The organism is Mesorhizobium sp. B2-2-4 (genome assembly GCF_006442375.1).
Classification (GTDB): domain Bacteria; phylum Pseudomonadota; class Alphaproteobacteria; order Rhizobiales; family Rhizobiaceae; genus Mesorhizobium.
In genome coordinates, this window is the sequence record NZ_VFWB01000019.1 from 17,224 (window position 1) to 39,258 (window position 22,035).

Below are 22,035 nucleotides of genomic sequence, written 5' to 3' on the forward strand. Positions count from 1 at the left end.
TCATCCGGGCAGTCTTTCCGAGAACCGGTTCGCTTTTCAGGATCAGGATCGGTCGAGCCCGATCAGCCGGCGGATGCGGCCGGTATCGGTGCCGATGAAGGACTGCATGCCGATCGCCACCTGTTCGGGCGCCATGGCGGCAGCGAAGCGACGGAATTCATCATCCGACAGCGCCTCACCGGTCCAGTGGACGCGGCAGAATTCTTCCGAGCCATGGAAGTGGCCAGCGCCGTCCAGCAGATCGTCGACATAGCGGCCATAGATCATGCATTCGGAGAATTTGCGCGCCGAGCCGACGACCTCGACCCAGTTTCGGCCATGCACCTCCTCGATCCGACTGCACATGGCCAGCACGGTGTCGCGGCGCCAGGCGATCAGCGTCGAAATGTAATCGTGAACCGAATTCCTCGACGGATCGATGCCGAGCGCGGAGCCGGCATTGCGCGACCATATGCGATGCTCGTCATGACCGTCCTGCGCAAGCACGCCGTCACGGCGGAACAGCCGCGCCTTGCCGTCGCGCCAGAACGCGCCGCAATCGAAAGGCTTCAGGAAGGCGACGTCGGAATCGCAGAAGACCAGGACGTCCTGGCATGCGTGCGCCGCAACGGCGATGCGGCGCAGCTGCTGCACGTGCCAGCCGCGCAGCGGCTGCGTCTTCAGGCTGAGCCAGACGCGCCGCCGGAACAGGCTAAGCGGATCGTCGAAGACATGCAGCCAGCGCGGCAGCAACTCACGTTCGTCGACGACGGAACGGTTGGCGCTCTCCAACCGTCGAAACAATTTGACGTCGCGGCCTTCGACCAGAATGTAGTGATGCGCGACGCCCGTGACGTGGCGGTCGAGGGTTTCGCAGAGCAAGCGGCAACGCTCGAAATCCGGCGCATAGCTTGCCGTCACCATGGCTGCCGTCGGCGTTGCCCGAAGCAGTCCGGGTTCGGCGATCGCGCCCGGAACGAACCTCTCGTTCAACGGACGTCTCCGGCTTGGGGCCGGAACAATTTCTGTTTGAGGACCCGCCACAGGAACAAGGGGTTGCCGACCACATAGCGGCGCCAGAGCCGTCCCGGCTCGACCGCCAGGCGAAACAGCCACTCCAGCCTGAGGCGCCGTATCCACAAGGGCGCGCGCGGCACGGCGCCGCTGAGAAAATCCAGCAGCGCGCCGACCGCGATCGGCAGCGTGCAGTGGCGCTCGTCGATGTGCCGTTCGATCCACAATTCCTGGCGCGGCACGCCCATGGCGACCAGCAGCATATCAGGCCGCAGCGCCGCGATGCGTTCGATGATTTCCGGCTCCTGCGCAGCGGAGAAGTAGCCGTCATGAATGACCACGAATCTGTGCTGGACGGCAATCGCCGCGAGCTTCTTCGACGCCGCCTCGGCATTGACGCGCGTCGCGCCGAGCAGCCCCACGGTCAGCGGCCGGGTCACCGACCGCAGAAAGGCCGGCACGAAGTCGGTGCCGTTGAGATTGTCCGGGAACGGCGCGCCATAGAGAAGCTGCGCTGCGAGATCGACGCCGATGCCGTCCGGCAGGATGAGAAAATCGTCGAGCGCCTGGGCGAACACCGGATCGGTGTAGGCGAGATTGGCGTTATGGGCGTTGAGGAAGCTGACCTTGGTGAAGCGTCGTTCCGCGATCAGCCGCGTCAGCAGGGCGATCGCGTCGTCCCAGCGAATGGCGAGCACGGAGATGCCGAAGATCGTCTTCAATGTGTCGGGCCCGAACGAGGCGCGGGCGGCGTGCATGTTCATGCAAACGCCTCCTGCATGACCGGACCGAGCTTTTCCAGGCCAAACCGAATGGCCGCGTCCAGCGCCTTGAGCTGCCGGCGGTGGAACGCGCTGCCGTCGACGTCCGTAATATCGGCCGCCGCGGCCTCCAGCGCCTTGGCAAAGGCGACCGGATCGTCGGTGACGGCGCAATTGACCGGGCGATGGTCGATGCCGCGCAGCGCGTGGCTGGTGGCAACGGCGGGCAGGCCGAGCTCGAACGTTTCGATCGTCTTCAATTGCACGCCGCTGCCGGCGGTGCTGATGAGCGGGATGACGGCGCCGCCGCGTATGAAAGCCTGGGCGTCCGGCACGCGTCCGACGAAAGCGATGCCGGGATGCGTCGAGGCGATGTCAGACGGCATGCTGCCGGCGATCCTGATGCGGAAGTCCGGGCGCAGATGCGGTACCACCTTGTCGAGGAACCAGCCGAGCCCGATGCGGTTCGGCTGCCAAGTCCAGGTGCCGATCAGCGCCGCGTCGCACTCGATCTTGCGCCGACCGTTACGCGCCGGTGGCGTGGCGCCCGTCACCAGCGGCAGCACCGCCGAGCGGTCGTCGGAGGCCACGCCAAGTGCCGAACGGTCTTCCTCGGCCAGCGTGAAGACGAAACGCGCGCGGCGGCACAGACGCTCTTCCACGCTCTCGAGCAGCCTTGCCTCGCGGCGGAACAACAGGCGCTGGAAGATGCCCGGGGCGGCAGCGGCATTTTCCCGCGCCGAAAGATGCTCGACATTGTGGGCGACGAAGATCGAAGGCCGCTCGTCGAAGAGCTTTTCGAAGGCGCCGGCGAACTGCACGGAATTAAGCACATAGCCGTCGAAGGGGCCGGCGCGCTCGATGGCGGCGAGGACTTCGGCATCGGAGACCGCACGCACCTTGGCCGACGCGAAGGTGAGGCCCGAAAGCATCGCCTTGCCGACCCAGGCAAGCTTTTGCAGCGCTGAAGCATTTTCGGTGCGCACGTCCACGGCACCCAGAACGATGGTGCTTTCAGGATCGGCGGCGGCTTTCCCCGGCCAGATGAAGCCGATGACGGTGACGCGCGCGCCGGCGCGCCGCAAGGCAGCGATGATTGCAGCATTGGCGATCTCGTAGCCCGATGCGAGAGCGCCATCGGGCACGATCGATGTGGCGAACAGCAGATGCATCTCACCTATCCTGTGGTGCAGCCGGTAGCAAAGCGCGGTGAACCCTTGATTAAACGCGCGCGCATCGACGACCCAAAACCTCGGCTTGAAGAGCCACTCCGTGAAAGGTGATTAACGAAACGTTATCGTCATGGTGCTAACAGAACTCGACCCACCATGCGGCTGACACGGATGATCCCTTTGCCATCAGACGGTTCGGTATCGATCGCGGGACGATCCCCCCGGCTTGACACGCAGGCCGTCGAAGCCGTCGTCACCTTGCCGACCTTCAAGCGGCCGGACCAGGTCCTGCAAACGCTGGCGTCGCTGCGCGCGCAGCTGACCGGCAGGCCCTTTGCCGTCATCGTCATTGAGAACGAGGCCGAGGCTCGGGCCGGCGCCCAGGCGTCGCTGCCGCTGTTCGAGCGCGGCGAGATACCGGGCATGGTGATCATCGCGCATCAGCGCGGCAATTGCAGCGCCTACAATGCCGGCTGGCAGGCGGCGATCCTGCACTTTCCGAATTTCAGGCACCTGCTGGTCATCGACGATGACGAGATAGCCGATCCGCACTGGCTGGAACGGATGTGCGGGGCGGCCGAAAGCCTTGGCGCCGATATTGTCGGCGGCCCGCAAGTGCCCGACTTTGCCGATCCCGCCCATGCGCGCTGGGCCGAGCATCCGGTTTTCGCGCCGCCCTACCGCAAGACGGGCCTCGTGCCGGCGCTCTATTCGTCCGGCAATCTCCTGGTCGGGCGCAACGTGCTTACCGCCATGGGGCCGCCGTTCCTCGACCTGAGATTCAATTTCATGGGCGGCGGCGATTCCGACTTCCTGAGCCGGGCGGCGCAGCGCGGCTTCGCGCTTGGCTGGTGCGCCGAGGCCAGCGTGACCGAGACCGTCCCGGCCCGGCGGGTCGAGGCCGACTGGATCCGCGCCCGCAGCCTGCGCAACGGCGTGATCTCGACGCTGGTCGAAAAGAAGAAACGCGCCGGCACCCCGCTGGCCGGCGTCAGGGTGTTGCTGAAGAGCCTGGCCCTGCTTGCCGCCTCGCCATTTCGCGGGGCCGCCAGGCTGGCACGGACAGGATCGCCCGCGGCCGCAATCTACCCTGTCCATGTGGCGCTGGGCCGCGTGCTGGCCGAATTCGGATATGCCAATGAGCAATACCGCCAGCCTGAAAAGAACTGAGCGCGCGCCGCTCGGCGCCGCGTTCACGCGCGACGGCGTGGCAACCGCGATCGCGGCGCTGCTGTTCACCGTCATCCTGGTGTCCTTCCGCCCGTTCCAGCCCGCGGGCGCCGAACTCACCGGCGAAGGCGGCGACATCGTCAACCAGCTCGGCTTCGGCTCGCTCGGCGCCGTTTCCGTCTTTTCGCTGATGGCTTTCGCCGACCCGCGCATCGTGCGCTCGCTGCTCAGCCCTTCCTGGATGCTGATGCTGGGCTTCTTCTTCCTGTCGGTGGTGCTGGCGACAGACCCGCCCTCGGCGATGCGCGCCGCCTCCTTCACCATGATCGGCATCCTGACCATGGCGACGATCCTTGTGCTGCCGCGCGACGCGGATTCCTTCTCGAAGGTCATCATCTTCACCGCGGTGGCGGTCATGGGCCTTTCCTACCTCGGCCTCATCGCCTTTCCGCACGAGGCAATGCACACGGCCGATTCGCAAGAACCGGAACATGCCGGCCTGTGGCGCGGCGTGTTCACCCACAAGAACATCGCCGGTCCGGTCATGGCCTGCTTCAGTTTCGCCGGCCTCTATCTCTTCCGGCGCGGGCAGCGGTTCTGGGGCGCCGGAATTTTCGTCGCGGCGATGGTGTTCATGCTGCACACCGGATCCAAGACCACGGCCGGCCTGGTGCCGTTCTCGATCCTGATCGTCATGTTTCCAAGCATCGTCGGCATGCGACTCGGCACGCCGATCCTGTTCGCACTGGCGATCATCGCCACCGCGGTCGGCACGCTGGGCATCGTTTTCCTGCCGCCGGTGAAACAGCTGGCGGCGATCTATTTCCCCGGCCTGACCTATACCGGGCGCACCACGCTCTGGGAGTTCGCCGGCGAGATGCTGGCGAAGAAACCGTGGACCGGCTACGGTTATGAGAGTTTCTGGGGAACGCCGCTGCTGCTCAACCAGGATCAGCCCTTCGACCGACCGTGGGATATCAGGACCATCGTGCACGGCCATGACGGTTATCTCGACATCGCCGTGCTGATGGGCATTCCGGCGCTTTGCGTGGCGGTCTACACTTTCCTGATCGCCCCTTTGCGCGACTACATGCGCATTCCCTTGCGCAAGGAAAACATCTATCTCGGCGATTTCTTCATGATGGTGGTGCTGTTCGCCGCGCTCAACGCCTTCCTAGAAAGCTTCTTCTTCCACCGCGGCGATCCGGTGTGGCTGTTCTTCGTGCTCGGTGTGCTTGGGCTCAGACAAGTTTCGCTGCGTCCGGTCGCGCTGCGCAACGCCGGTCGTGGCGCGCGATTGGGCCACTCCACCTGACAGGGCTTCCCCGTTGATCCGCGAGCGTTTATGTGAAGCCTTTCCTCGGAGGGCTTTCGATGACGATCAGGCTTGTTCTCGCCGGCTGCGGCAATATGGGTTACGCCATGCTCTCGGGCTGGCTGAAATCCGGCAAGCTTGCACCGTCGTCCGTTTTCGTGGTCGAGCCCAATGCCGACCTGCGCCAGCGCGCGGCCGCACTCGGATGCGGAACGGCTGCCGACGCCACCGATATCCCGGCCGGTGCCGTGCCTGATCTCATCGTCATCGCCGTGAAGCCCCAGGTGATCCGCGACGTCACCGCCGCTTACAAACGTTTCGGCGAAGGGCGCACCACCTTCGTCAGCATTGCCGCGGGCACGCCGGTCGCCACCTTCGAGGAAATCCTGGGCGACCGCGCGCCTGTTGTGCGCTGCATGCCCAACACGCCTGCTTCCATTGGCAAGGGCATGATGGTGGTGTTTTCCAATCCGCTGGTTTCCGACGACACCAAGCGTTTCGTCGCCGACCTCTTGTCGGCCAGCGGCGAAGTGGCCACCATCGACGAGGAGGGACTGATGGATGCGGTGACCGCCGTGTCGGGATCGGGGCCGGCCTATATCTTCCATTTCATCGAAGCGCTGACCGTCGCCGCCGAGAAGGCGGGCCTGCCGGCGGCGACCGCCAGGCTGCTCGCCATGCAGACCGTCTATGGTGCCGCCTCCCTCGCCGCCGAAAGCGGCGAGGAGCCGGGCCTGCTGCGCCAGCAGGTGACCAGCCCGAACGGCACGACGGCGGCGGCGCTTGGTGTGCTGATGGGCGAGGACCGGTTGACCAATCTCCTCACGCAAGCGGTGGAAGCGGCGCGGCTGCGGTCGATCGAACTGGGGAAATAGAGCAGACTCCCTAGGCCAGATCGGTATGCGAGAAGTCGTTGCCTTTGTAGAGCAGAGCAGAGCCACGACTCTTTGCGCATGCATAGGACAGGCAATCGGCCAGGTTGAGTTGGGCGGGATGCCCGCGTCCTTTTCCATAGTCTGAAAAAGCTTGGACCGCGAGCTTGGCGTCGCCGGCGTCGATCGGAACGATTTCGATTTCGGACTCGCGCAGAAAAGCCTCTATCGCCACTTCAGCGACAAGCGGCTCAACGGCCAGCATAGTTGAAAGCCGCATAGCCGCTTCGAGCACCACCAACGCGGAAGTAATTTTGCGAGGTGCTACCGCGATGCGGTTGCTCCACTCGCCAGCATCTCCCTCTCCCGAAAGAATTGCGACGACCACCGAGGTGTCGACAAACATCAAGAGTGGCCCCACATCTCATCGATCTCATCCTTGTCTACGGGCCGGCCGCCATGACCAGCTCTGGCTTTGAGTTCATCAGCGATGGCAGCCAGCCGCTGCGCCAACGGAGCGCGTCCACTTTCCCGTTTCAGTTCGGACTCAAGAGCTTCGATCACCGCCTCGGTCATCGAAATCTTGCGTTTGGCGGCGAGCCGCTGTGCCAGCTCACGTGCACGCGGGTCCCTGATCTGGAGGTTCATTGGTCGATCCTCAGCGTCATCTGCCATTACAATATAGTGCATCTGTCATGACAGCGCCACAACGGGCTTATTTTTCGTACAGCATCTCATCCTGCAGCCGGCGCAGAGCGAACAGTCTCGTCGCCCGGTCGGGTGCGGCGTTGTCGGCCGTCAACAGCTCGCCTTTCCTCACCGGTTTCAGCACCTTGCCGCCCTCGAGTAGGCCGACCGGCACGGCACGCCGGGCGCGAGCGTCTTCGACGGTCATCGTCCAGGAGCGATAGCAGGTCTCGCCGATCGCATCGAAGGTTTCGCCGGCGGCCAGATCCCGCTTGGCGACGGCGCATACCTCGGCGACCGGCCTTGGCAGCGGCACCATGTCGGGCTTGCCGAAGAGCACGATGCGGGCCGCCGTCAGCGGCACTTCCAGCGAGGTCAAATGGTAGGGTCGGAACAGGCTGTAATAGGGACCGTGGCCGATATGCAGGTCGTCCATGCGCTCGACGATGCGCGGGTGGGTCGCCTCGACGATGACGAAGACACCGGGTGCGACACCCTTGCCGAGCGTGTAGTCGACAACGCCCTTTTTCGTGAGCAGCCCGCCATGCTCGCGCGGAATGAGCACCTTGACGAGGTCGTCGCGGTCGGCCTTCGGGCCGTGCATGCCGGGCACATCGGGCACCAGCCCGGTGGCGTTGGCGATGGCGCACATCTCGACCATGGTTTTCGAACCGTCGACGAACTCGACCAGCATGCGCGGGTTCATGTTGCGGCGGATCGCTTCCTCGCGATAGTCGTCGGGCACGGCATCGTGGTTAAGCGGGTTGTTCTTGCCCTTGCCGGCCGAGACGATGGTCAGGCCCAGTGCGGAGGCGAACTCGATCAGCTCCATGCAGCTCGAGGGCTCGTCTCCGGCGCCGACCGAATAGACGACGCCGAGGCGATCTGCCTGCTGCTTGAGATAGCAGCCGATAGTGACGTCGGCCTCGACATTCATCATCACCAGATGCTTGCCATGCTGCATCGCCATCAGGTCGAAGTCGGCGGCGACGCCGGGCTTGCCGGTGGCGTCGATGACGACGTCGATCAGCGGATTGGTGACCAGCATCTCGTTGGAGGTGATGGCGATCTTTCCCGACTCGATCGCCGCGGTGACTTTCGAAGTGGTATCGGCTTCGACGGCCATCGCTTCGTCACCATAGGCGATGCGGATCGCTTCGCGTGCCGTGTGCGGACGTCTTGTCGAGACCGCGCAGACCGAAATGCCGGGCATCAGCATGCCTTGCGTGACCAGATCGGTGCCCATTTCGCCCGAACCGATGACGCCGATGCGTACCGGGCGGCCCTCGGCGGCACGGCTGGCGAGATCGCGGGCGAGCCCGGTCAAGGCGACATTGGTCATGCGGGGATGTCCACAGCTTCCTGGTTCGCGTCGGATTAGCAGGGAATAGCTCCTCCTTGCCAACGAAACTGGCCTCGACAGTCAATTTCCCATGAAATCGCGCGGTATAGAGGCGCTCGGCCCAGTCCCGACTGGACCGAAGCGGGGCTCCGAACTCGGCGACAAAGACCTGACGACTGCCAGTCCGCTGTGCCGGCGGCTTCTCATGATAGGAATTTTTTCTTGACCGGGTGAGGGCAACTATGCTACATATTTGCCTATGGTGCTGAGTTGCGCCAAGGGCCCGCCGCACAGGCGGGTTTTTCCGTTCAATGCTCCGTCAAGAGCGCACAGGCGAAGGCTCCGTCAGCCCGGATGCCTTGGGTTCAAAGACTTGCCAATTGACATTGCCTTGAACTGCCTCAATAAAACATTCGTTCGCCAGCGAAGGCAAATGTTCATCCCGCATCACCGAGCGGGACGCATTCCGCCTCGCGGGCAGAACGGGGAGTGCCTTTGCGCCGAGGTTGGCGGCAAAGGCGTTGGAGGTCAACGGAGCATCATTTCGAACCCGGGGGTCGGGCTCGGTGCTCCAGGGGAGGACAAATGGACACTATTCTTGCGGGCCTCAAAGGGGCCATCGACACGCTCGGCGCAACAGTGCTGCTGCCGATCGTCATTTTCATCATAGCCGTCGTTCTGGGCGCAAAGGTCAGCAAGGCTTTTCGCGCCGCTGTCACCATCGGCGTCGCCTTCATCGGCATCAACCTCGTGCTTGGCCTGATGTTCACGTCGATCGGCGACGTCGCCAAGGCCATCGTCACCAACACCGGCATTCATCGCGACATCATCGATGTCGGCTGGCCGTCGGCGGCCGCCATCGCCTTCGGCTCGTCGGTCGGCCTGTGGGTCATCCCCGTCGGCATCCTGGTCAACATCGTGCTGTTGCTGACGCGCATGACGCGCACGCTCAATGTCGACGTCTGGAACTTCTGGCACTTCGCCTTTGTCGGCTCGCTGGTCGTGGCGGCGACCGACAATCTGGCCTACGGCATCGCCATCGCGGCGTTGGTCGCGGCGCTGTCGCTGCTGTTCGCCGACTGGTCGGCGCGCGCGGTGCAGCAGTTCTATGGCGTGCCCGGCATTTCGGTGCCGCACCTGGCCTCCGCGCAGATCCTGCCGATCGCCATCATCCTGAACTGGATCATGGACCGCATTCCCGGCATCAACCGCATCAACATCAACACCGAGACCATCGAGCGCCGGTTCGGCGTGTTCGGCGAACCTGTCGTGCTCGGCTTGATCATCGGTCTCGTGCTCGGTGCCATCGCCTTCTACAATGCGGGCGATCTCGGCACGGTGCTCGCCAAGGTGCTTGGCACCGGCATGACCCTGGCAGCCGTCATGCTGCTTTTGCCGCGCATGGTGAAGATCCTGATGGAGGGCCTGATCCCGGTCTCCGACGCGGCGCAGGAATTCGTGCGCAAGCGCACCGGCGACCGCGAGCTTCTGGTCGGCCTGGACTCCGCCATCCTGATCGGGCATCCCGCCGCGATCTCGTCGTCGCTGATCCTGGTGCCTATCGCGATCATCCTGTCGGTGATCCTGCCGGGCAACCGCGTCATCCTGTTCGCCGACCTGGCGGTCATTCCCTTCATCGTCGCCATGACCGCCCCTCTGGTCAAAGGCAATGTGTTCCGCATGGTGGTGATCGGCACGGTGACGCTGGCGATCGGTTTCTACGTCGCCAACGCGCTGGCGCCGCTGTTCACAAGTGCGGCCGTCGCGTCGGGCTTCAAGCTGCCGGCAGACGCGCTGCAGATCACCTCGGTCGTCGACGGCTTCCTGTGGGTGCCCTATGTGATCATCGAGGCGATCCAGGGACTTGGCCTTGCCGGCATCGTCGTGATCGCCGTGGTCATCGCGGCATTGTTCGTCCTCTATCGCCGCAACACGCTCGGCTGGGAACGGGCAGCGGGCGCCGAGGACGAGCCGGCCGAAGGCACGGCCTGAGCCTCATCACGCCTGAGTTTGAAATGATCGTGCGCCCTCCCCGGGCGCATGATTTTATCGACGGAGCAAAAACATGTCTGACGGACTCATGCAGCTTCTGGACCCCGAAGCGATCGTGCTCGGATCCGATGCCTCGACCAATGAGCAGATCATCCGCATCCTGGCCGGCCGGCTCGAGACGCTCGGCTATGTCAGAAGTTCCTACGCCGACGCGGTCGTGCGCCGCGAGTTGACCATCCCGACAGGACTGCCGCTGGAGCGCGCCGACAATGTCGCGGTGCCGCACACCGATCCCGAACATGTCCTGAAGCCCGGGATCGCTTTGGGCACATTGAAGCACCCCGTCGTCTTCGCCAACATGGAAGACCCCGACGAGAAGCTGCCGGTCGGCTTCGTCTTCCTGCTTGCCATCAATGACAAGGACAAGCAGATTGAAGCGCTGCAGGCCGTCATGGCCACCATCCAGAATCCAGATGCATTGGACGGCCTGAGGTCGGCCACGACGCTAGACGACGTTCGGGCCGTGCTCGGCTGAACAAGGAGAAGAAAGAGATGTCCAGACAGAAAACAATTCTCTTTGCCTGCGGCACGGGCATAGCCACCTCAACCGCGGTCAACGTCGCCGTCACCGAGGCGATGAAGCAGCGCGGCCTGACCTTCAACGCCCAGCAGGCCAAGGCGACCGAAGTGCCGGGGCTGGCCGACAGCGTCGACTTCATCGTCGCCACGACGCCGATCTCGGCTTCGGTGACCAAGCCGGTCATCAAGGGCCTCGCCTTCCTCACCGGCATCGGCAAGGACAAGGTGCTCGACGAGATCGAGGTGCAACTGCGCAAGTAGGCCGCGGCACGCGCTCGGTTTCAGGTCACCCTGACGTAGCTCGTCATGCCCGATTTCTGATGCTCGATGATATGGCAGTGCAGCAGCCAGTCGCCGGGGTTGTCGGCGACGAAGCCGAGGCTCACCTTCTCGTTGGGCTGGATGAGATAGGTGTCGGAAACCAGCGGCTGCACGGGCCGAGTCGAGGATGACAGCACTTTGAAGCTCATGCCGTGCAAATGCATCGGATGCGATTGCGGCGTCAGGTTCTCCATGTCGATGACATAGCTCCTGCCAAGCTTCAATTCGGCCAGCGGCGCGGTCGGATCCGGCGTATCGCCAGGCCACGGCACCTTGTTGATGGCCCAGAAACTGTAGCCGAGCGAACCGCATATGCCGTCGCTCGGAATGTTCTCGGCCGTAGCGCTGAGCGCCAGCGAAATATGCTGGGCAGCGGAGAGATCGACCTCCGCCACCGGATTGGCCTCCAGCGGCGCGACATCACGAATGTCGCGCTTCAGCGAGCTGCCAGCCGCACGCAAGGTAGCCAGCACCTTGGGCTTGGTGCCCCTGACGTCCCGCAGGCTCACGACCGCGCCCTCCGCGTCAGGCATGCGGATGGCGAGTTCCATGCGCTGTCCCGGGCCAAGCAGCAAGGCATCGGGCGAAAAACGCTGCGGCACCGGATTGCCGTCCAGCGCGATCACCGTCGCCTCCGCGCCGTTGACGCGAAAGGCATGGATGCGCGTCACGTCGGTGATGGCGACGCGCAGCCGCACCAGCCCGCCGGCTGGCGCGTCATAGTGCGGCTGGTCGAGCCAGTTGGCCGTGCGCACCGTGCCATAGGTGCCGGTTCTCGCGGCATCCCGCGGCCGGAACTGATCGATGAACTGGCCATCGTCGCCGAGGCGCCAGTCGCGCAGATTGAGGACGATTTCGGCATCGAATTTCGGATCACCGGGATTTTCGACCACGATAACGCCGGTCAGGCCGTGCCCCATTTGCTCCAGCGTATTGCAATGCGGGTGGTACCAGAAGGTGCCGGCATCGGGCGGCGTGAAGGCGTAGTCGAAATGATCGCCGGTATAGACGTAGGGCTGGACCAGGAACGGAACGCCGTCCATCTTGTTGGGGACCCGAACGCCGTGCCAGTGGATCGTCGTCGGGTCGTCGATCGCGTTGACGAGCCGGGCGGCGAAGGGCTCGCCCTTTTTCATCCTCAGCACCGGCGGCATTCCGGCGCTGCCATATGTCAGCACGTCCCGGGTCGGGCCGACCTCCATCAGCGTGGCCTGGATCCTGGCCGTCCGCAGCACCACCGGCTCGGGCGTGGCGACGGCCCAGCCGCCAAGCCTCCCCATCGCCGCGAGCCCGCCCGCACCGGCAACCGCGGCCGATTTCAGAAGTCGACGGCGTGTGATCAAGCTCATGCTGCGCTCCAGCGGGAAAACCCTCGGAATCGCCGACTTGAATCACGATCGGACGGCCAGCGCAAATGCCGATATCGGCATTTGCGTCTCGATGAAGCCGCGGCCAGCACCGTCTGCGCGGACGGCGCTTCGCCCTGCGACTCTGATCGGGACGACGGCCGCGCCAGGTCATGCTTCAAGGCACTGACCGGAGCGGACTCGCCCGGGTCGCCAATGCCGATGTTTTCAACCGTCCGATCGGGCGGGTGGGTAGCGGAAGGGCGTCAAGCGGTCGCCCCCTATGGGCAGGCGCTCGTCGCGGAGGAAAGCAAGCAGGCCGATTTGCTCCCGCCATGAAAGCGCGACGAGAACCAACCTGCGCGAAATCTCGGATTCAGGTGCCGGATGCGCCTTTTTTTGCCCGTTCGTGCCGCAAGGGCTTAAGAATGGGACGGATGGCGCTGAAAATGTCGGGCAGTCTGGTGCTGCGAGAGAGGATTGAACTCTCGACCTCTCCCTTACCAAGGGAGTGCTCTACCACTGAGCTACCGCAGCCGCTGATGGCGGGGCTTCTGCCATATCGAACCGGCAAGCGCAAGGCCAAGTGCAAAGCATCTGTGAAAGCCTTTGCCGGATACGTTTTGATGACATGGCCGCGCCACAATGTTGGTTATGCCTGAATAGCGGGCTGGCCGGCCGCCGGCTAGGACGGGACGATGAACGACAAGACAATTCCACCGAAAAAGAGCGGCACCGGCCGCAAGGACCGCCTGGCCGAACAGCTGCGCGCGAATCTGTTGAAGCGCAAGGCACAGTCGCGCTCGCGGCGCGCCGGCGACGCTGACAAACAGCGCGCCGGGGACGCCGACAAGCGGCCGGACGGGGTCGGCGCGGCGAAGGAAATACAAAAAGATTAACTCAAATCAGCCACTCTTGGGTCGGGTGCCAGGAAATCCTATTTCTTGAACCAGCTTGGCCGATGGTCTAGACGGGCCGATACTCAAACGATTGAAACCGGCTTTCAGGGCCGAGGGGATAGTCTTCATGGATCGCATCAGAATTGTCGGCGGCAACAAGCTCGCCGGAAGCATTCCGATCTCGGGCGCGAAAAACGCCGCCCTGCCGTTGATGATCGCGTCGCTTCTGACAGACGACACGCTGACGCTCGAAAACGTGCCGCATCTGGCCGATGTCGAGCAACTGATCCGCATCCTGGGCAATCACGGCGTCGATTATTCGGTCAACGGACGCCGCGAAAAGCAGAATGAAGGCTATTCGCGCACCATCAATTTTTCCGCCCGCAACATCGTCGACACGACGGCCCCTTACGAGCTGGTGTCGAAGATGCGCGCTTCGTTCTGGGTCATCGGCCCGCTGCTGGCCCGCATGGGCGAGGCCAAGGTGTCGCTGCCGGGCGGTTGTGCCATCGGCACGCGGCCGGTCGACCTGTTCCTGGAAGGCCTGCAGGCGCTGGGCGCCGACATCGACGTCGACACCGGCTACGTTATCGCCAAGACCAGGAACGGCCGCCTCGTCGGCAACCGTTACGTCTTTCCGAAAGTGTCGGTCGGCGCCACCCATGTGCTGATGATGGCGGCGTCGCTCGCCAAGGGCGAGACGGTGCTTGAGAACGCCGCCTGCGAGCCCGAGATCGTCAACCTCGCCGAATGCCTCAATGCCATGGGTGCCAAGATTTCCGGCGCCGGCACGCCAACCATCACCATCGACGGCGTCGAGGCGCTGTCGGGTGCGCGCGTGCGCGTCATCCCGGACCGGATCGAGACCGGAACCTATGCCATGGCCGTCGCCATGACCGGCGGCGACGTCGTGCTCGAAGGCGCGCGTCCCGATTTGCTGCAGACCGCGCTGGACGTGATCTCGCAGACGGGCGCCGAGATCACGCCGACCAATTCCGGCATTCGCGTCAAGCGCAACGGCGCCGGCATTTCACCGGTCGACGTGACGACGGCGCCCTTTCCGGCTTTCCCGACCGATCTGCAGGCGCAGTTCATGGGCCTGATGACCATGGCCAAGGGCAAGTCGCGCATCACCGAGACGATCTTCGAAAACCGCTTCATGCATGTGCAGGAACTGGCGCGCCTGGGCGCCCACATCACGCTTTCGGGCCAGACGGCGATCGTCGACGGCGTGCCGAAACTGAAGGGCGCGCCTGTCATGGCGACCGACCTTCGCGCTTCCGTTTCGCTGGTCATCGCCGGCCTGGCGGCCGAAGGCGAAACCACGGTCAACCGCGTTTATCATCTCGACCGCGGCTTCGAGCGGCTGGAGGAAAAGCTGTCCAACTGCGGCGCGGTGATCGAACGGATCTCGGCTTAGGCCAATCCCCGCCCGCCTCACGGCTGCGCGGACCGGAACGATCTCCGGATTCCTGCTTGAGCATGATCTTTTCCGAAAAGCGGTTTCCACTTTTCGGGATCATGCTCTAACAGAAGGCTGAACAGTCAATTTTCAGGTGCGAAATCCGCATGACCGGCCTCAAGCTTATCGCCCTCGACGACCAGGACCTGAGCATCGTCTCCGCCCATGTCCAGGACGCCGTGATGAAAGTCTCTGACCTTGAATATCTTCCCGCGGCCAAGCGTTTCGTGCTGACCATGAACCGTTTCGTCTGGGAGGCCAAATCGGGCTTCTTTCGCCAGCACAACGAACGGCGCCAGGCCGTGCTGCATTTCGATCGGGTTCTGGGCGCCAAGACCAGCGGCATTGCCCGCGACAAGCCGGCCGAAGTGCTGTCGCTGCTGGCGATCAGCTTCATCGAGATCAGCAAGCCGGCCGGCATCGTCGAGCTGATCTTTTCGGGAGGCGGCGCAATCATGCTCGATGTCGAATGCATCGAGGCCCGCCTTGCCGATGTCGGCGGCACGTGGGAAGCCACGTCGCGCCCCGTGCACAGGACCTGAGCGATGGCCATCACGCTTCGTCAGTCCGACGCCGATTTCGAACAGCGTTTCGCCGCTTTCCTCACCACCAAGAGGGAAGTGTCGGCCGATGTCGACGCGGCCGTGCGCCAGATCATCGCGCGCGTGCGCGCCGACGGCGACGCCGCCCTCGTCGACTTTACCAGACGCTTCGACCGGGCCGACCTCAGGGAACTCGGCATTGCCGTGTCGAAGGACGAGATCGCCCGCGCCTATGCCGCTTGCGACCACCAGACGATCGAGGCGCTCGAATTCGCGCGCGACCGCATCCGCGCCTATCACGAGCGGCAGCGGCCGAAGGACGACCGCTTTACCGACGCCGCGGGCGTCGAGCTCGGCTGGCGCTGGACCGCGGTCGAGGCGGTCGGGCTTTACGTGCCGGGCGGTACTGCGAGCTATCCGAGTTCGGTGCTGATGAACGCCATACCGGCCAAGGTCGCCGGCGTGGAGCGCATCGTCATGGTGGTGCCGGCACCCGGCGGCGTCATCAATCCGCTTGTGCTGGTGGCGGCCGACCTTGCCGGCGTGCCGGAAATCTATCGCGTCGGCGGCGCCCAGGCGATCGCTGCCCTGGCCTATGGCACCGAGACGATCAAGCCGGTCGCCAAGATTGTCGGCCCTGGCAATGCCTATGTCGCGGCGGCCAAGCGCCAGGTGTTCGGCACCGTCGGCATCGACATGATCGCCGGCCCCTCGGAAGTGCTGGTCGTGGCCGACGGCGACAATGATCCCGACTGGATCGCCGCCGATCTCCTGGCCCAGGCCGAACATGACGCGTCGGCGCAGTCGATCCTGATCACCGACGATCCGGCCTTTGGCAAGGCGGTGGAGGAGGCGGTCGAACGGCAGCTGCCAAACCTGCCACGGGCGGAGACGGCAGCGGCGAGTTGGCGCGATTTCGGCGCGGTGATCGAGGTTGCGGCGATCGAGGCAGCGCTGCCGCTGGTCGACCGTATCGCGGCCGAGCATGTCGAACTGGCAATCGACGATGCCGAGGGCTTCCTGTCGCGGATGCACAATGCCGGTGCCGTGTTTCTCGGCCGCCATACGCCGGAAGCCATCGGCGACTATGTCGGCGGTTCCAACCACGTGCTGCCGACGGCGCGCTCGGCGCGTTTCTCGTCAGGCCTTTCGGTACTCGATTTCGTCAAGCGCACCTCGATCCTGAAGCTCGGGCCCGAGCAATTGCGCGCGCTGGCGCCCGCCGCGATCGCGCTGGCCAAGGCGGAAGGGCTCGACGCGCATGGACGCTCCGTCGCTATCCGGCTGAACATGTAGGCGCCATGTCGGGCTCCGATCAAACCCGGGCGAGGCTGATCGATGTCGAACTCGATGAATCGATCGGCCGTTCGACGCCCGACGTCGAGCACGAACGCGCGGTGGCGATCTTCGACCTGATCGAGGAGAACAGTTTTCAACCGGTCAATGACAGCGGCGCCGGCCCCTACCGGCTGAAGCTGTCGCTGGCCGAGTCCCGCCTGGTTTTCGCCGTGACGCGCGACGACGGTTCCGCCGTGGTGACCCATATCCTGTCGCTGACGCCGCTCAGGCGCATCGTCAAGGACTACTACATGATCTGCGAAAGCTATTACGACGCCATTCGCTCCTCGACGCCGAGCCATATCGAGGCGATCGACATGGGTCGCCGCGGCCTGCACAATGAGGGTTCGCAGACGTTGATGGACCGGCTCGCCGGCAAGATCGACATCGATTTCGACACGGCGCGCCGGCTGTTCACGCTGGTCTGCGTGCTCCATTGGCGGGGTTAACCCCTGACCGCCGGCGCGCAGCCCCGTTCGATCCTGTTCCTGTGCGGCATGAATGCCGTGCGCTCGCCGATGGCCGAGCTGTTGGCGCGGCGCATGCTGCCGGCCAGCACCTTCGTCGCCTCCGCGGGCGTGCGCAGCGGCGAGCGTGACCCGTTCGTCGATGCCGTGCTTGCCGAGGAAGGCCTGTCGCTGGGCGAGCGCCACCCAAGGACGATGGACGAGCTGGAAGACGACTATTTCGATCTCATCGTCACGCTCGCGCCGGAGGCGCACCATGCCGCGCTGGAGCTCACCCGCTCGCTCGCCGTCGAGGTCGAATACTGGCCGACGCCGGATCCTACCGGCGCCAGCGGCACGCGCGAGCAGATCATCGCGGCCTATCGCGATGTGCGCGAACGGCTGAAGTTGCGCATAGGCCGACGTTTTTTGCTTCCGGAAGCAAAAAACGCGACGGATTAAGCGTGTTCACAAGCCGACGATTATCATATAGGTTCCGCCGAATTTCCGGCTAGAGTCGGATGCGGTTGGGTCTCTTCGACCTGACAGCTTCCGACTCTAGATCAAAGAAGTAGAGCATGATGTCGTCCGAAAACCGCTTCATACTTTTCGGCATCATGCTCTAAACGCCGGGAAACCATCCAAGCAAAGGTATCGAATGCCGAAGGAAGAAGTCCTCGAGTTTCCGGGTGTCGTCACGGAACTGCTGCCCAACGCCATGTTCCGGGTGAAACTCGAAAACGAACACGAAATCATAGCCCATACGGCCGGCCGCATGCGCAAGAACCGCATCCGCGTGCTGACCGGCGACAAGGTCCTGGTCGAGATGACGCCCTACGACCTGACCAAGGGCCGCATCACCTATCGTTTCAAGTAAGATCAAGGCCGACTGGTCCGCGATGAGCATTTTGCTGAAGCTGGTGCTTGCCTCGGGTTCGCCGCGCCGCATCGAACTCCTGCAGCAGGCCGGCATCGAACCGGACCGCATATTGCCTGCCGACATCGACGAGACGCCGCTGCGTGCCGAGCATCCGCGCTCGCTGGCCAAAAGGCTGTCGAAGGAAAAGGCCGAAAAGGCATTTGCCTCGCTGAAGTCGGAAACCGACTACGCGCCGGCCTTGGTGCTGGCCGCCGACACGGTGGTCGCTGTCGGGCGGCGCATCCTGCCCAAGGCCGAGACGCTCGACGATGCCGCCAACTGCCTCGGATTGCTGTCGGGGCGTTCGCACCGGGTCTATTCCGGCATCTGCCTGATCACGCCCGGCGGCAAACTGCGCCAGCGGCTGGTCGAGACGCGGGTGCGGTTCAAGCGGCTGCCGCGCGAGGAGATCGACGCCTATGTCGCGTCGGGAGAATGGCGCGGCAAGGCCGGCGGCTATGCCGTACAGGGGCTTGCGGGCGCTTTCGTCGTCAAGCTGGTCGGCTCCTACACCAATGTCGTCGGCTTGCCGCTTTACGAGACCGTAGCGTTGCTTTCGGGCGAAGGCTTCAAGGTCCATCACAACTGGTCCTCGGCGCGGCCATGAGCGCGGACGACAAGGTGACGCCGCTGCGGCCAAGGCGCCCCTGCCCCGAATGCGGCAAGCCTTCGGCGCGCGAGACCTACCCGTTCTGCTCCAAGCGCTGCAAGGACATCGACCTCAACCGCTGGCTGAAGGGCGCCTATGTCATCAAAGCCCGCGACGACGAGGAAGAACCCGACGCCGACGAGCCGAAATAAGCTAAGAGCGACGCTTGGTCAGGCGGCTTCAGTCTTGCGGCTCACGCGCGCCCAGGCCGGCAGCCAGTCGCCGTGAGCGGCAAGAAGCTCGTCCACCAGTGACCATATCTGGTCGAGGTCGAGCTCGGCTGCCGTGTGCGGATCCATCATCGCCGCATGATAGATGTGTTCCCGGTTCTCGCTCGTCAGCGCCCGCACCGTCAGTTCCTGCACGTTGATGTTGGTGCGGATCAGCGCCGTCAATTGCGGCGGCAGGTCGCCGATGTAAGTCGGCTGGATGCCGGAGGCGTCGACCAGGCACGGCACCTCGGCGGCGCACTCGCGGGGCAGCGAGGTGATGCAGCCATTGTTGCGAACATTGCCGTAGATCACCGACGGCTCGCCGGTCCAGACCGAATTCATGATCGAGGAGGCATATTCCTTCGACTGCTCGACTTCGATGCGCTCGGCCGAACGGTAGGCCTCCGCCTGCCCCTGCCAACGCTCGATCTGCTCGATGCAGCGCTTGGGATATTCATCCAGCGGGATACCGTATTTCTCGATCAGGTCGGGACGGCCGCTCTTGATGAAATAGGGCGTGTATTCGGCGAAATGCTCCGAGCTTTCGGTGACAAAATAACCGAGCCGGGTCAGCATCTCGTAACGCACCTTGTTGGGGCAGCGCGGATTCCAGCCGGGCTTGGGCGCACGCCCTTCGCGATAGGCGCGCAGGAGATCCGGGTAGAGGTCGCGGTAGGAGCCGTCAGCCTGGCGGTGCTCGAACTTCAGGTAGAAGGCCATGTGGTTGATGCCGGCGGAGCGATAGCGGATGTCCTCGTAGGGAAGATCGAGATCGTGCGCCAGTTCCATCGCGGTGCCCTGCACCGAGTGGCAGAGGCCGACCTGCCTGATCTCTGGATATTTCTCCGATATCGCCCAGGTGTTGATCGCCATCGGGTTGACGTATTGCAGCATGATCGCCTCGGGGCAGACGGCGAGCATGTCCTCGCAGATCTTCCACAGATGCGGCACGGTCCTCAGGCCTCGCATGATGCCGCCGATGCCGAGCGTGTCGGCTATGGTCTGGCGCAGGCCATATTTCTTCGGCACTTCAAAGTCGGTGACGGTGCAGGGCTCGTAGCCGCCGATCTGGAAGGCGACGACGACGAAATCGGCACCGGCCAGCGCCTTGCGCTGGTCGGAATAGGTCTCCGCTTTCGCCTTCACGCCGAGCGTCGCGATCAGCTTGTTGACGACGACGGCACTCTCTTCCAGCCGCTGCGGATCGATGTCCATCAGCGCGATCGTCGCGCCCGAAAGCGCCGGCCGCTGCAGCACGTCGCCGACGATGTTCTTCATGAACACGGTCGAGCCGGCGCCGATGAGAGTGATCCTGGGATGTCTTGCCACGCTAACCTCCGGCATGTGTTCAGGCCACGTCGAAAGCGGCCCGGACGAGCCGTTCGGTGTAGGCGGTCTTGGGATTGGTGAGGACCTCGTCGACAGGTCCCTGTTCGACGATCTTGCCGTGCTGCATGACGATGACGCGGTGGCACAGAGCGCGAACCACCTTGAGATCGTGCGAGATGAAGAGATAACTCAGGCCGCGCTCGTCCTGCAGCTTGCGCAAGAGATCGATGATCTGCGCCTGGACGGAGAGGTCGAGCGCTGATGTCGGTTCGTCGAGCAGGATGAATTCCGGTTCCAACGCGATGGCTCGGGCAATCGCGATGCGCTGCCGCTGTCCGCCGGAGAACTCGTGCGGAAATCGCGAAAGGATGTCGCCCGGCATGCCGGCGCTTACCAGCGCCTCGCGCACCCGCTCGACCCGCTCGCGCCGCGTCGCCCCGATGCCGTTGACGATCAGCCCTTCCTCGATGATCTGCCCGATCGTCATGCGCGGGTTGAGCGAGGAGAACGGATCCTGGAAGACGACCTGCATGCGCGATCGCAGCGGCCGCATCTCGGCCCGTGACAGCCCATGGATCGGCTGGCCGTCGAAACGGATCTCGCCGCGCTTGGCATCGATCAACCTGAGCAGGCACTGGCCGAATGTGGTCTTGCCGGAGCCGGATTCGCCGACCAGTCCCAGTGTTTCGTGGCGGCAAAGCTTGAGATCGAGATCGTCGACGGCGACCAGCTCGCGCCAGTCGGGTTTGAGGAAGGTGCCGTGACGCAGCATGAAGCAGACGCGCACCCCGTTCGCTTCGAGGATGGTGCCGGAGCCCTCCGGCAGCGGTTGTGGCCGCCCGCGCGGTTCGGAGGCGAGCAGTCGTTGCGTATAGGGATGCTGGGGATCGGAGAACAGACGTTCGGTGACGTTATGCTCCCGCATCTCGCCATGCTGCATGACATAGACGTAGTCGGAGAATTTGCGCACGACCGTGAGGTCATGGGTGATCAGGATCACCGCCATGCGCAGCTCTTTCTGCAGATTGCGGATCAGGTTCAGGATCTGTGCCTGGACGGTGACGTCGAGCGCCGTCGTCGGTTCGTCGGCGATCAGCACGTCGGGATCGTTGGCCAGCGCCATGGCGATCATCACGCGCTGGCGCTGGCCGCCCGAGAGCTGATGCGGATATTGCTTGAGCCGCGCGACGGGATCCGGGATCTGGACATGCTGCAGGAGTTCGAGCGCCCGTGCCCAGGCTTGCCGCCGGCCGACCTTGCGATGAACCCTGATCGCCTCGACGATCTGGCTGCCGATCGTATAGATCGGATTGAGCGAGCTCATCGGCTCCTGGAAGATCATCGAGATGCGGTTGCCGCGCAGCTTGCGCCGGGCGCTTTCGGGGAACTTCAGGATGTCCTGCCCATCATAACAGACGGTCGATCTCGGCGACACGGTGGCGCGCCGGGACAGCAATCCCATGACGGTGCGCGCCGTCACCGATTTGCCGGAACCGGATTCGCCGACGATGGCGATCGTCTCGCCGCGATAGAGCTGGAACGAGACGTCCTTGACCGCCTCGACCGTGCCGTGCTCGACCTTGAAGACGACCTCGATGTTGCGGGCATCGATGACGGGTTCTCCCTGGCGTCCGTCATGGTCGTGCCGGACGGAAGGTGCGAAAGGTTCGGAGAGCGCGAGCGTCATCC

General features: G+C 64.0%; 24 protein-coding genes and 1 tRNA gene. 15 read left to right on the forward strand and 10 right to left on the reverse strand.

Annotation, left to right across the window (positions count from 1 at the left end):
- Positions 1 to 42: 42 nt before the first annotated feature.
- From FJ959_RS30230 to FJ959_RS30240, 3 genes are read right to left on the reverse strand one after another with little or no spacing between them, the layout of a single operon-like run.
- Positions 43 to 972: a DUF6492 family protein gene (locus FJ959_RS30230; protein WP_140633704.1), complete on the reverse strand. Its 930-nt coding sequence runs from the start codon at positions 970 to 972 to the stop codon at positions 43 to 45.
- The gene (locus FJ959_RS30235) at positions 969 to 1,757 is read right to left on the reverse strand and encodes a WecB/TagA/CpsF family glycosyltransferase (RefSeq protein ID WP_140501075.1); all 789 of its coding nucleotides are present in this window, start codon (positions 1,755 to 1,757) and stop codon (positions 969 to 971) included. The genes FJ959_RS30230 and FJ959_RS30235 overlap by 4 nt, the downstream gene beginning before the upstream one ends.
- Positions 1,754 to 2,926, reverse strand: coding sequence for a glycosyltransferase family 4 protein (locus tag FJ959_RS30240; protein ID WP_140633707.1), 1,173 nt, complete (start codon positions 2,924 to 2,926; stop codon positions 1,754 to 1,756). Before FJ959_RS30240 ends, FJ959_RS30235 begins: the two co-directional genes overlap by 4 nt.
- A gap of 171 nt (positions 2,927 to 3,097) precedes the next feature.
- Here FJ959_RS30240 and FJ959_RS30245 point away from each other — a divergent pair, with 171 nt between their 5' ends.
- The 3 genes from FJ959_RS30245 to proC are packed head-to-tail and all read left to right on the forward strand — an operon-like array spanning position 3,098 to position 6,286.
- Positions 3,098 to 4,096, forward strand: coding sequence for a glycosyltransferase (locus FJ959_RS30245; RefSeq protein WP_140501071.1), 999 nt, complete (start codon positions 3,098 to 3,100; stop codon positions 4,094 to 4,096).
- The gene (locus FJ959_RS30250) at positions 4,065 to 5,411 is read left to right on the forward strand and encodes an O-antigen ligase (RefSeq protein WP_140501069.1); all 1,347 of its coding nucleotides are present in this window, start codon (positions 4,065 to 4,067) and stop codon (positions 5,409 to 5,411) included. Before FJ959_RS30245 ends, FJ959_RS30250 begins: the two co-directional genes overlap by 32 nt.
- A gap of 59 nt (positions 5,412 to 5,470) precedes the next feature.
- Entirely contained in the window at positions 5,471 to 6,286 is an 816-nt protein-coding gene (gene proC, locus FJ959_RS30255) for a pyrroline-5-carboxylate reductase (protein WP_140501067.1), read from the forward strand.
- A 10-nt stretch (positions 6,287 to 6,296) separates the two neighbouring features.
- Here proC and FJ959_RS30260 read toward each other — a convergent pair whose 3' ends face one another.
- The 3 genes from FJ959_RS30260 to FJ959_RS30270 form a co-directional block, all read right to left on the reverse strand.
- Positions 6,297 to 6,689, reverse strand: a complete 393-nt coding sequence (locus FJ959_RS30260) for a type II toxin-antitoxin system VapC family toxin (protein WP_140501065.1) — start codon at positions 6,687 to 6,689, stop codon at positions 6,297 to 6,299.
- Positions 6,689 to 6,931 (reverse strand): type II toxin-antitoxin system VapB family antitoxin, encoded by a 243-nt coding sequence (locus FJ959_RS30265; RefSeq protein WP_140501063.1) that lies wholly within the window; start codon positions 6,929 to 6,931, stop codon positions 6,689 to 6,691. The genes FJ959_RS30260 and FJ959_RS30265 overlap by 1 nt, the downstream gene beginning before the upstream one ends.
- A 67-nt stretch (positions 6,932 to 6,998) precedes the next feature.
- On the reverse strand, positions 6,999 to 8,312 hold the full coding sequence (locus tag FJ959_RS30270) for an NAD(P)H-dependent oxidoreductase (protein ID WP_140633710.1): 1,314 nt from the start codon (positions 8,310 to 8,312) through the stop codon (positions 6,999 to 7,001).
- Between the two features lie 585 nt (positions 8,313 to 8,897).
- Between FJ959_RS30270 and FJ959_RS30275 the strand changes: the two genes are divergently transcribed.
- From FJ959_RS30275 to FJ959_RS30285, 3 genes are all read left to right on the forward strand, one after another.
- Positions 8,898 to 10,304: a PTS transporter subunit IIC gene (locus tag FJ959_RS30275; RefSeq protein WP_140562198.1), complete on the forward strand. Its 1,407-nt coding sequence runs from the start codon at positions 8,898 to 8,900 to the stop codon at positions 10,302 to 10,304.
- Positions 10,305 to 10,377: 73 nt separating this feature from the next.
- The gene (locus FJ959_RS30280; RefSeq protein ID WP_140562200.1) at positions 10,378 to 10,839 is read left to right on the forward strand and encodes a PTS sugar transporter subunit IIA; all 462 of its coding nucleotides are present in this window, start codon (positions 10,378 to 10,380) and stop codon (positions 10,837 to 10,839) included.
- A 17-nt stretch (positions 10,840 to 10,856) separates the two neighbouring features.
- Positions 10,857 to 11,144 carry a PTS sugar transporter subunit IIB gene (locus FJ959_RS30285; RefSeq protein WP_140501055.1) on the forward strand — a complete coding sequence of 96 codons (288 nt, stop codon included), beginning with the start codon at positions 10,857 to 10,859 and terminating at the stop codon, positions 11,142 to 11,144.
- A gap of 20 nt (positions 11,145 to 11,164) precedes the next feature.
- On the opposite strand, the gene FJ959_RS30290 is transcribed toward FJ959_RS30285, so the two are convergent.
- Together FJ959_RS30290 and FJ959_RS30295 are read right to left on the reverse strand one after the other, a co-directional pair.
- The gene (locus FJ959_RS30290; RefSeq protein ID WP_140633713.1) at positions 11,165 to 12,553 is read right to left on the reverse strand and encodes a multicopper oxidase family protein; all 1,389 of its coding nucleotides are present in this window, start codon (positions 12,551 to 12,553) and stop codon (positions 11,165 to 11,167) included.
- Between the two features lie 459 nt (positions 12,554 to 13,012).
- Positions 13,013 to 13,087, reverse strand: a tRNA-Thr gene (locus FJ959_RS30295).
- A gap of 161 nt (positions 13,088 to 13,248) precedes the next feature.
- Here FJ959_RS30295 and FJ959_RS30300 point away from each other — a divergent pair.
- The 9 genes from FJ959_RS30300 (at position 13,249) to yacG (ending at position 18,957) form a co-directional block, all read left to right on the forward strand.
- A complete protein-coding gene (locus FJ959_RS30300) occupies positions 13,249 to 13,449 on the forward strand; it encodes a hypothetical protein (protein WP_140633716.1) in 201 nt (66 codons plus the stop codon).
- 127 nt (positions 13,450 to 13,576) lie between these two features.
- Positions 13,577 to 14,869 (forward strand): UDP-N-acetylglucosamine 1-carboxyvinyltransferase, encoded by a 1,293-nt coding sequence (gene murA, locus FJ959_RS30305; protein WP_140513353.1) that lies wholly within the window; start codon positions 13,577 to 13,579, stop codon positions 14,867 to 14,869.
- A gap of 149 nt (positions 14,870 to 15,018) precedes the next feature.
- Positions 15,019 to 15,453: a DUF2948 family protein gene (locus FJ959_RS30310; protein WP_140633719.1), complete on the forward strand. Its 435-nt coding sequence runs from the start codon at positions 15,019 to 15,021 to the stop codon at positions 15,451 to 15,453.
- A 3-nt stretch (positions 15,454 to 15,456) separates the two neighbouring features.
- Positions 15,457 to 16,749 carry a histidinol dehydrogenase gene (gene hisD, locus FJ959_RS30315; RefSeq protein ID WP_140525560.1) on the forward strand — a complete coding sequence of 431 codons (1,293 nt, stop codon included), beginning with the start codon at positions 15,457 to 15,459 and terminating at the stop codon, positions 16,747 to 16,749.
- A 5-nt stretch (positions 16,750 to 16,754) separates the two neighbouring features.
- The gene (locus FJ959_RS30320) at positions 16,755 to 17,240 is read left to right on the forward strand and encodes a UPF0262 family protein (protein ID WP_140501043.1); all 486 of its coding nucleotides are present in this window, start codon (positions 16,755 to 16,757) and stop codon (positions 17,238 to 17,240) included.
- 48 nt (positions 17,241 to 17,288) lie between these two features.
- Entirely contained in the window at positions 17,289 to 17,699 is a 411-nt protein-coding gene (locus FJ959_RS30325; RefSeq protein ID WP_140501041.1) for a low molecular weight phosphatase family protein, read from the forward strand.
- Between the two features lie 196 nt (positions 17,700 to 17,895).
- Positions 17,896 to 18,114: a translation initiation factor IF-1 gene (gene infA / locus FJ959_RS30330; RefSeq protein ID WP_006200926.1), complete on the forward strand. Its 219-nt coding sequence runs from the start codon at positions 17,896 to 17,898 to the stop codon at positions 18,112 to 18,114.
- A 22-nt stretch (positions 18,115 to 18,136) separates the two neighbouring features.
- On the forward strand, positions 18,137 to 18,763 hold the full coding sequence (locus FJ959_RS30335) for a Maf-like protein (RefSeq protein ID WP_140513345.1): 627 nt from the start codon (positions 18,137 to 18,139) through the stop codon (positions 18,761 to 18,763).
- Positions 18,760 to 18,957 carry a DNA gyrase inhibitor YacG gene (gene yacG, locus FJ959_RS30340; RefSeq protein WP_140501037.1) on the forward strand — a complete coding sequence of 66 codons (198 nt, stop codon included), beginning with the start codon at positions 18,760 to 18,762 and terminating at the stop codon, positions 18,955 to 18,957. The genes FJ959_RS30335 and yacG overlap by 4 nt, the downstream gene beginning before the upstream one ends.
- Positions 18,958 to 18,975: 18 nt before the next feature.
- Here the strand turns inward: yacG and FJ959_RS30345 are convergent, their stop codons facing one another.
- Both FJ959_RS30345 and FJ959_RS30350 read right to left on the reverse strand, forming a co-directional pair.
- Entirely contained in the window at positions 18,976 to 20,346 is a 1,371-nt protein-coding gene (locus FJ959_RS30345) for an alpha-glucosidase/alpha-galactosidase (RefSeq protein WP_140633722.1), read from the reverse strand.
- 19 nt (positions 20,347 to 20,365) lie between these two features.
- A complete protein-coding gene (locus FJ959_RS30350) occupies positions 20,366 to 22,033 on the reverse strand; it encodes an ABC transporter ATP-binding protein (RefSeq protein ID WP_140625613.1) in 1,668 nt (555 codons plus the stop codon).
- Positions 22,034 to 22,035 lie beyond the last annotated feature (2 nt).

Excerpts from the sequence above, each read along its gene's own strand:
- FJ959_RS30310 (WP_140633719.1), top strand. The coding sequence starts at position 15,019 with ATGACCGGCCTCAAGCTTATCGCCCTCGACGACCAGGACCTGAGCATC.
- FJ959_RS30270 (WP_140633710.1), bottom strand. The coding sequence starts at position 8,312 with ATGACCAATGTCGCCTTGACCGGGCTCGCCCGCGATCTCGCCAGCCGT.
- hisD (WP_140525560.1), top strand. The coding sequence starts at position 15,457 with ATGGCCATCACGCTTCGTCAGTCCGACGCCGATTTCGAACAGCGTTTC.
- FJ959_RS30335 (WP_140513345.1), top strand. The coding sequence starts at position 18,137 with ATGAGCATTTTGCTGAAGCTGGTGCTTGCCTCGGGTTCGCCGCGCCGC.
- FJ959_RS30325 (WP_140501041.1), top strand. The coding sequence starts at position 17,289 with ATGAATGCCGTGCGCTCGCCGATGGCCGAGCTGTTGGCGCGGCGCATG.
- FJ959_RS30275 (WP_140562198.1), top strand. The coding sequence starts at position 8,898 with ATGGACACTATTCTTGCGGGCCTCAAAGGGGCCATCGACACGCTCGGC.
- FJ959_RS30285 (WP_140501055.1), top strand. The coding sequence starts at position 10,857 with ATGTCCAGACAGAAAACAATTCTCTTTGCCTGCGGCACGGGCATAGCC.
- FJ959_RS30235 (WP_140501075.1), bottom strand. The coding sequence starts at position 1,757 with ATGAACATGCACGCCGCCCGCGCCTCGTTCGGGCCCGACACATTGAAG.
- FJ959_RS30265 (WP_140501063.1), bottom strand. The coding sequence starts at position 6,931 with ATGAACCTCCAGATCAGGGACCCGCGTGCACGTGAGCTGGCACAGCGG.
- FJ959_RS30300 (WP_140633716.1), top strand. The coding sequence starts at position 13,249 with ATGAACGACAAGACAATTCCACCGAAAAAGAGCGGCACCGGCCGCAAG.
- yacG (WP_140501037.1), top strand. The coding sequence starts at position 18,760 with ATGAGCGCGGACGACAAGGTGACGCCGCTGCGGCCAAGGCGCCCCTGC.
- proC (WP_140501067.1), top strand. The coding sequence starts at position 5,471 with ATGACGATCAGGCTTGTTCTCGCCGGCTGCGGCAATATGGGTTACGCC.
- FJ959_RS30280 (WP_140562200.1), top strand. The coding sequence starts at position 10,378 with ATGTCTGACGGACTCATGCAGCTTCTGGACCCCGAAGCGATCGTGCTC.
- FJ959_RS30290 (WP_140633713.1), bottom strand. The coding sequence starts at position 12,553 with ATGAGCTTGATCACACGCCGTCGACTTCTGAAATCGGCCGCGGTTGCC.
- FJ959_RS30350 (WP_140625613.1), bottom strand. The coding sequence starts at position 22,033 with ATGACGCTCGCGCTCTCCGAACCTTTCGCACCTTCCGTCCGGCACGAC.
- murA (WP_140513353.1), top strand. The coding sequence starts at position 13,577 with ATGGATCGCATCAGAATTGTCGGCGGCAACAAGCTCGCCGGAAGCATT.
- infA (WP_006200926.1), top strand. The coding sequence starts at position 17,896 with ATGCCGAAGGAAGAAGTCCTCGAGTTTCCGGGTGTCGTCACGGAACTG.
- FJ959_RS30240 (WP_140633707.1), bottom strand. The coding sequence starts at position 2,926 with ATGCATCTGCTGTTCGCCACATCGATCGTGCCCGATGGCGCTCTCGCA.
- FJ959_RS30245 (WP_140501071.1), top strand. The coding sequence starts at position 3,098 with ATGATCCCTTTGCCATCAGACGGTTCGGTATCGATCGCGGGACGATCC.
- FJ959_RS30260 (WP_140501065.1), bottom strand. The coding sequence starts at position 6,689 with ATGTTTGTCGACACCTCGGTGGTCGTCGCAATTCTTTCGGGAGAGGGA.
- FJ959_RS30320 (WP_140501043.1), top strand. The coding sequence starts at position 16,755 with ATGTCGGGCTCCGATCAAACCCGGGCGAGGCTGATCGATGTCGAACTC.
- FJ959_RS30250 (WP_140501069.1), top strand. The coding sequence starts at position 4,065 with ATGAGCAATACCGCCAGCCTGAAAAGAACTGAGCGCGCGCCGCTCGGC.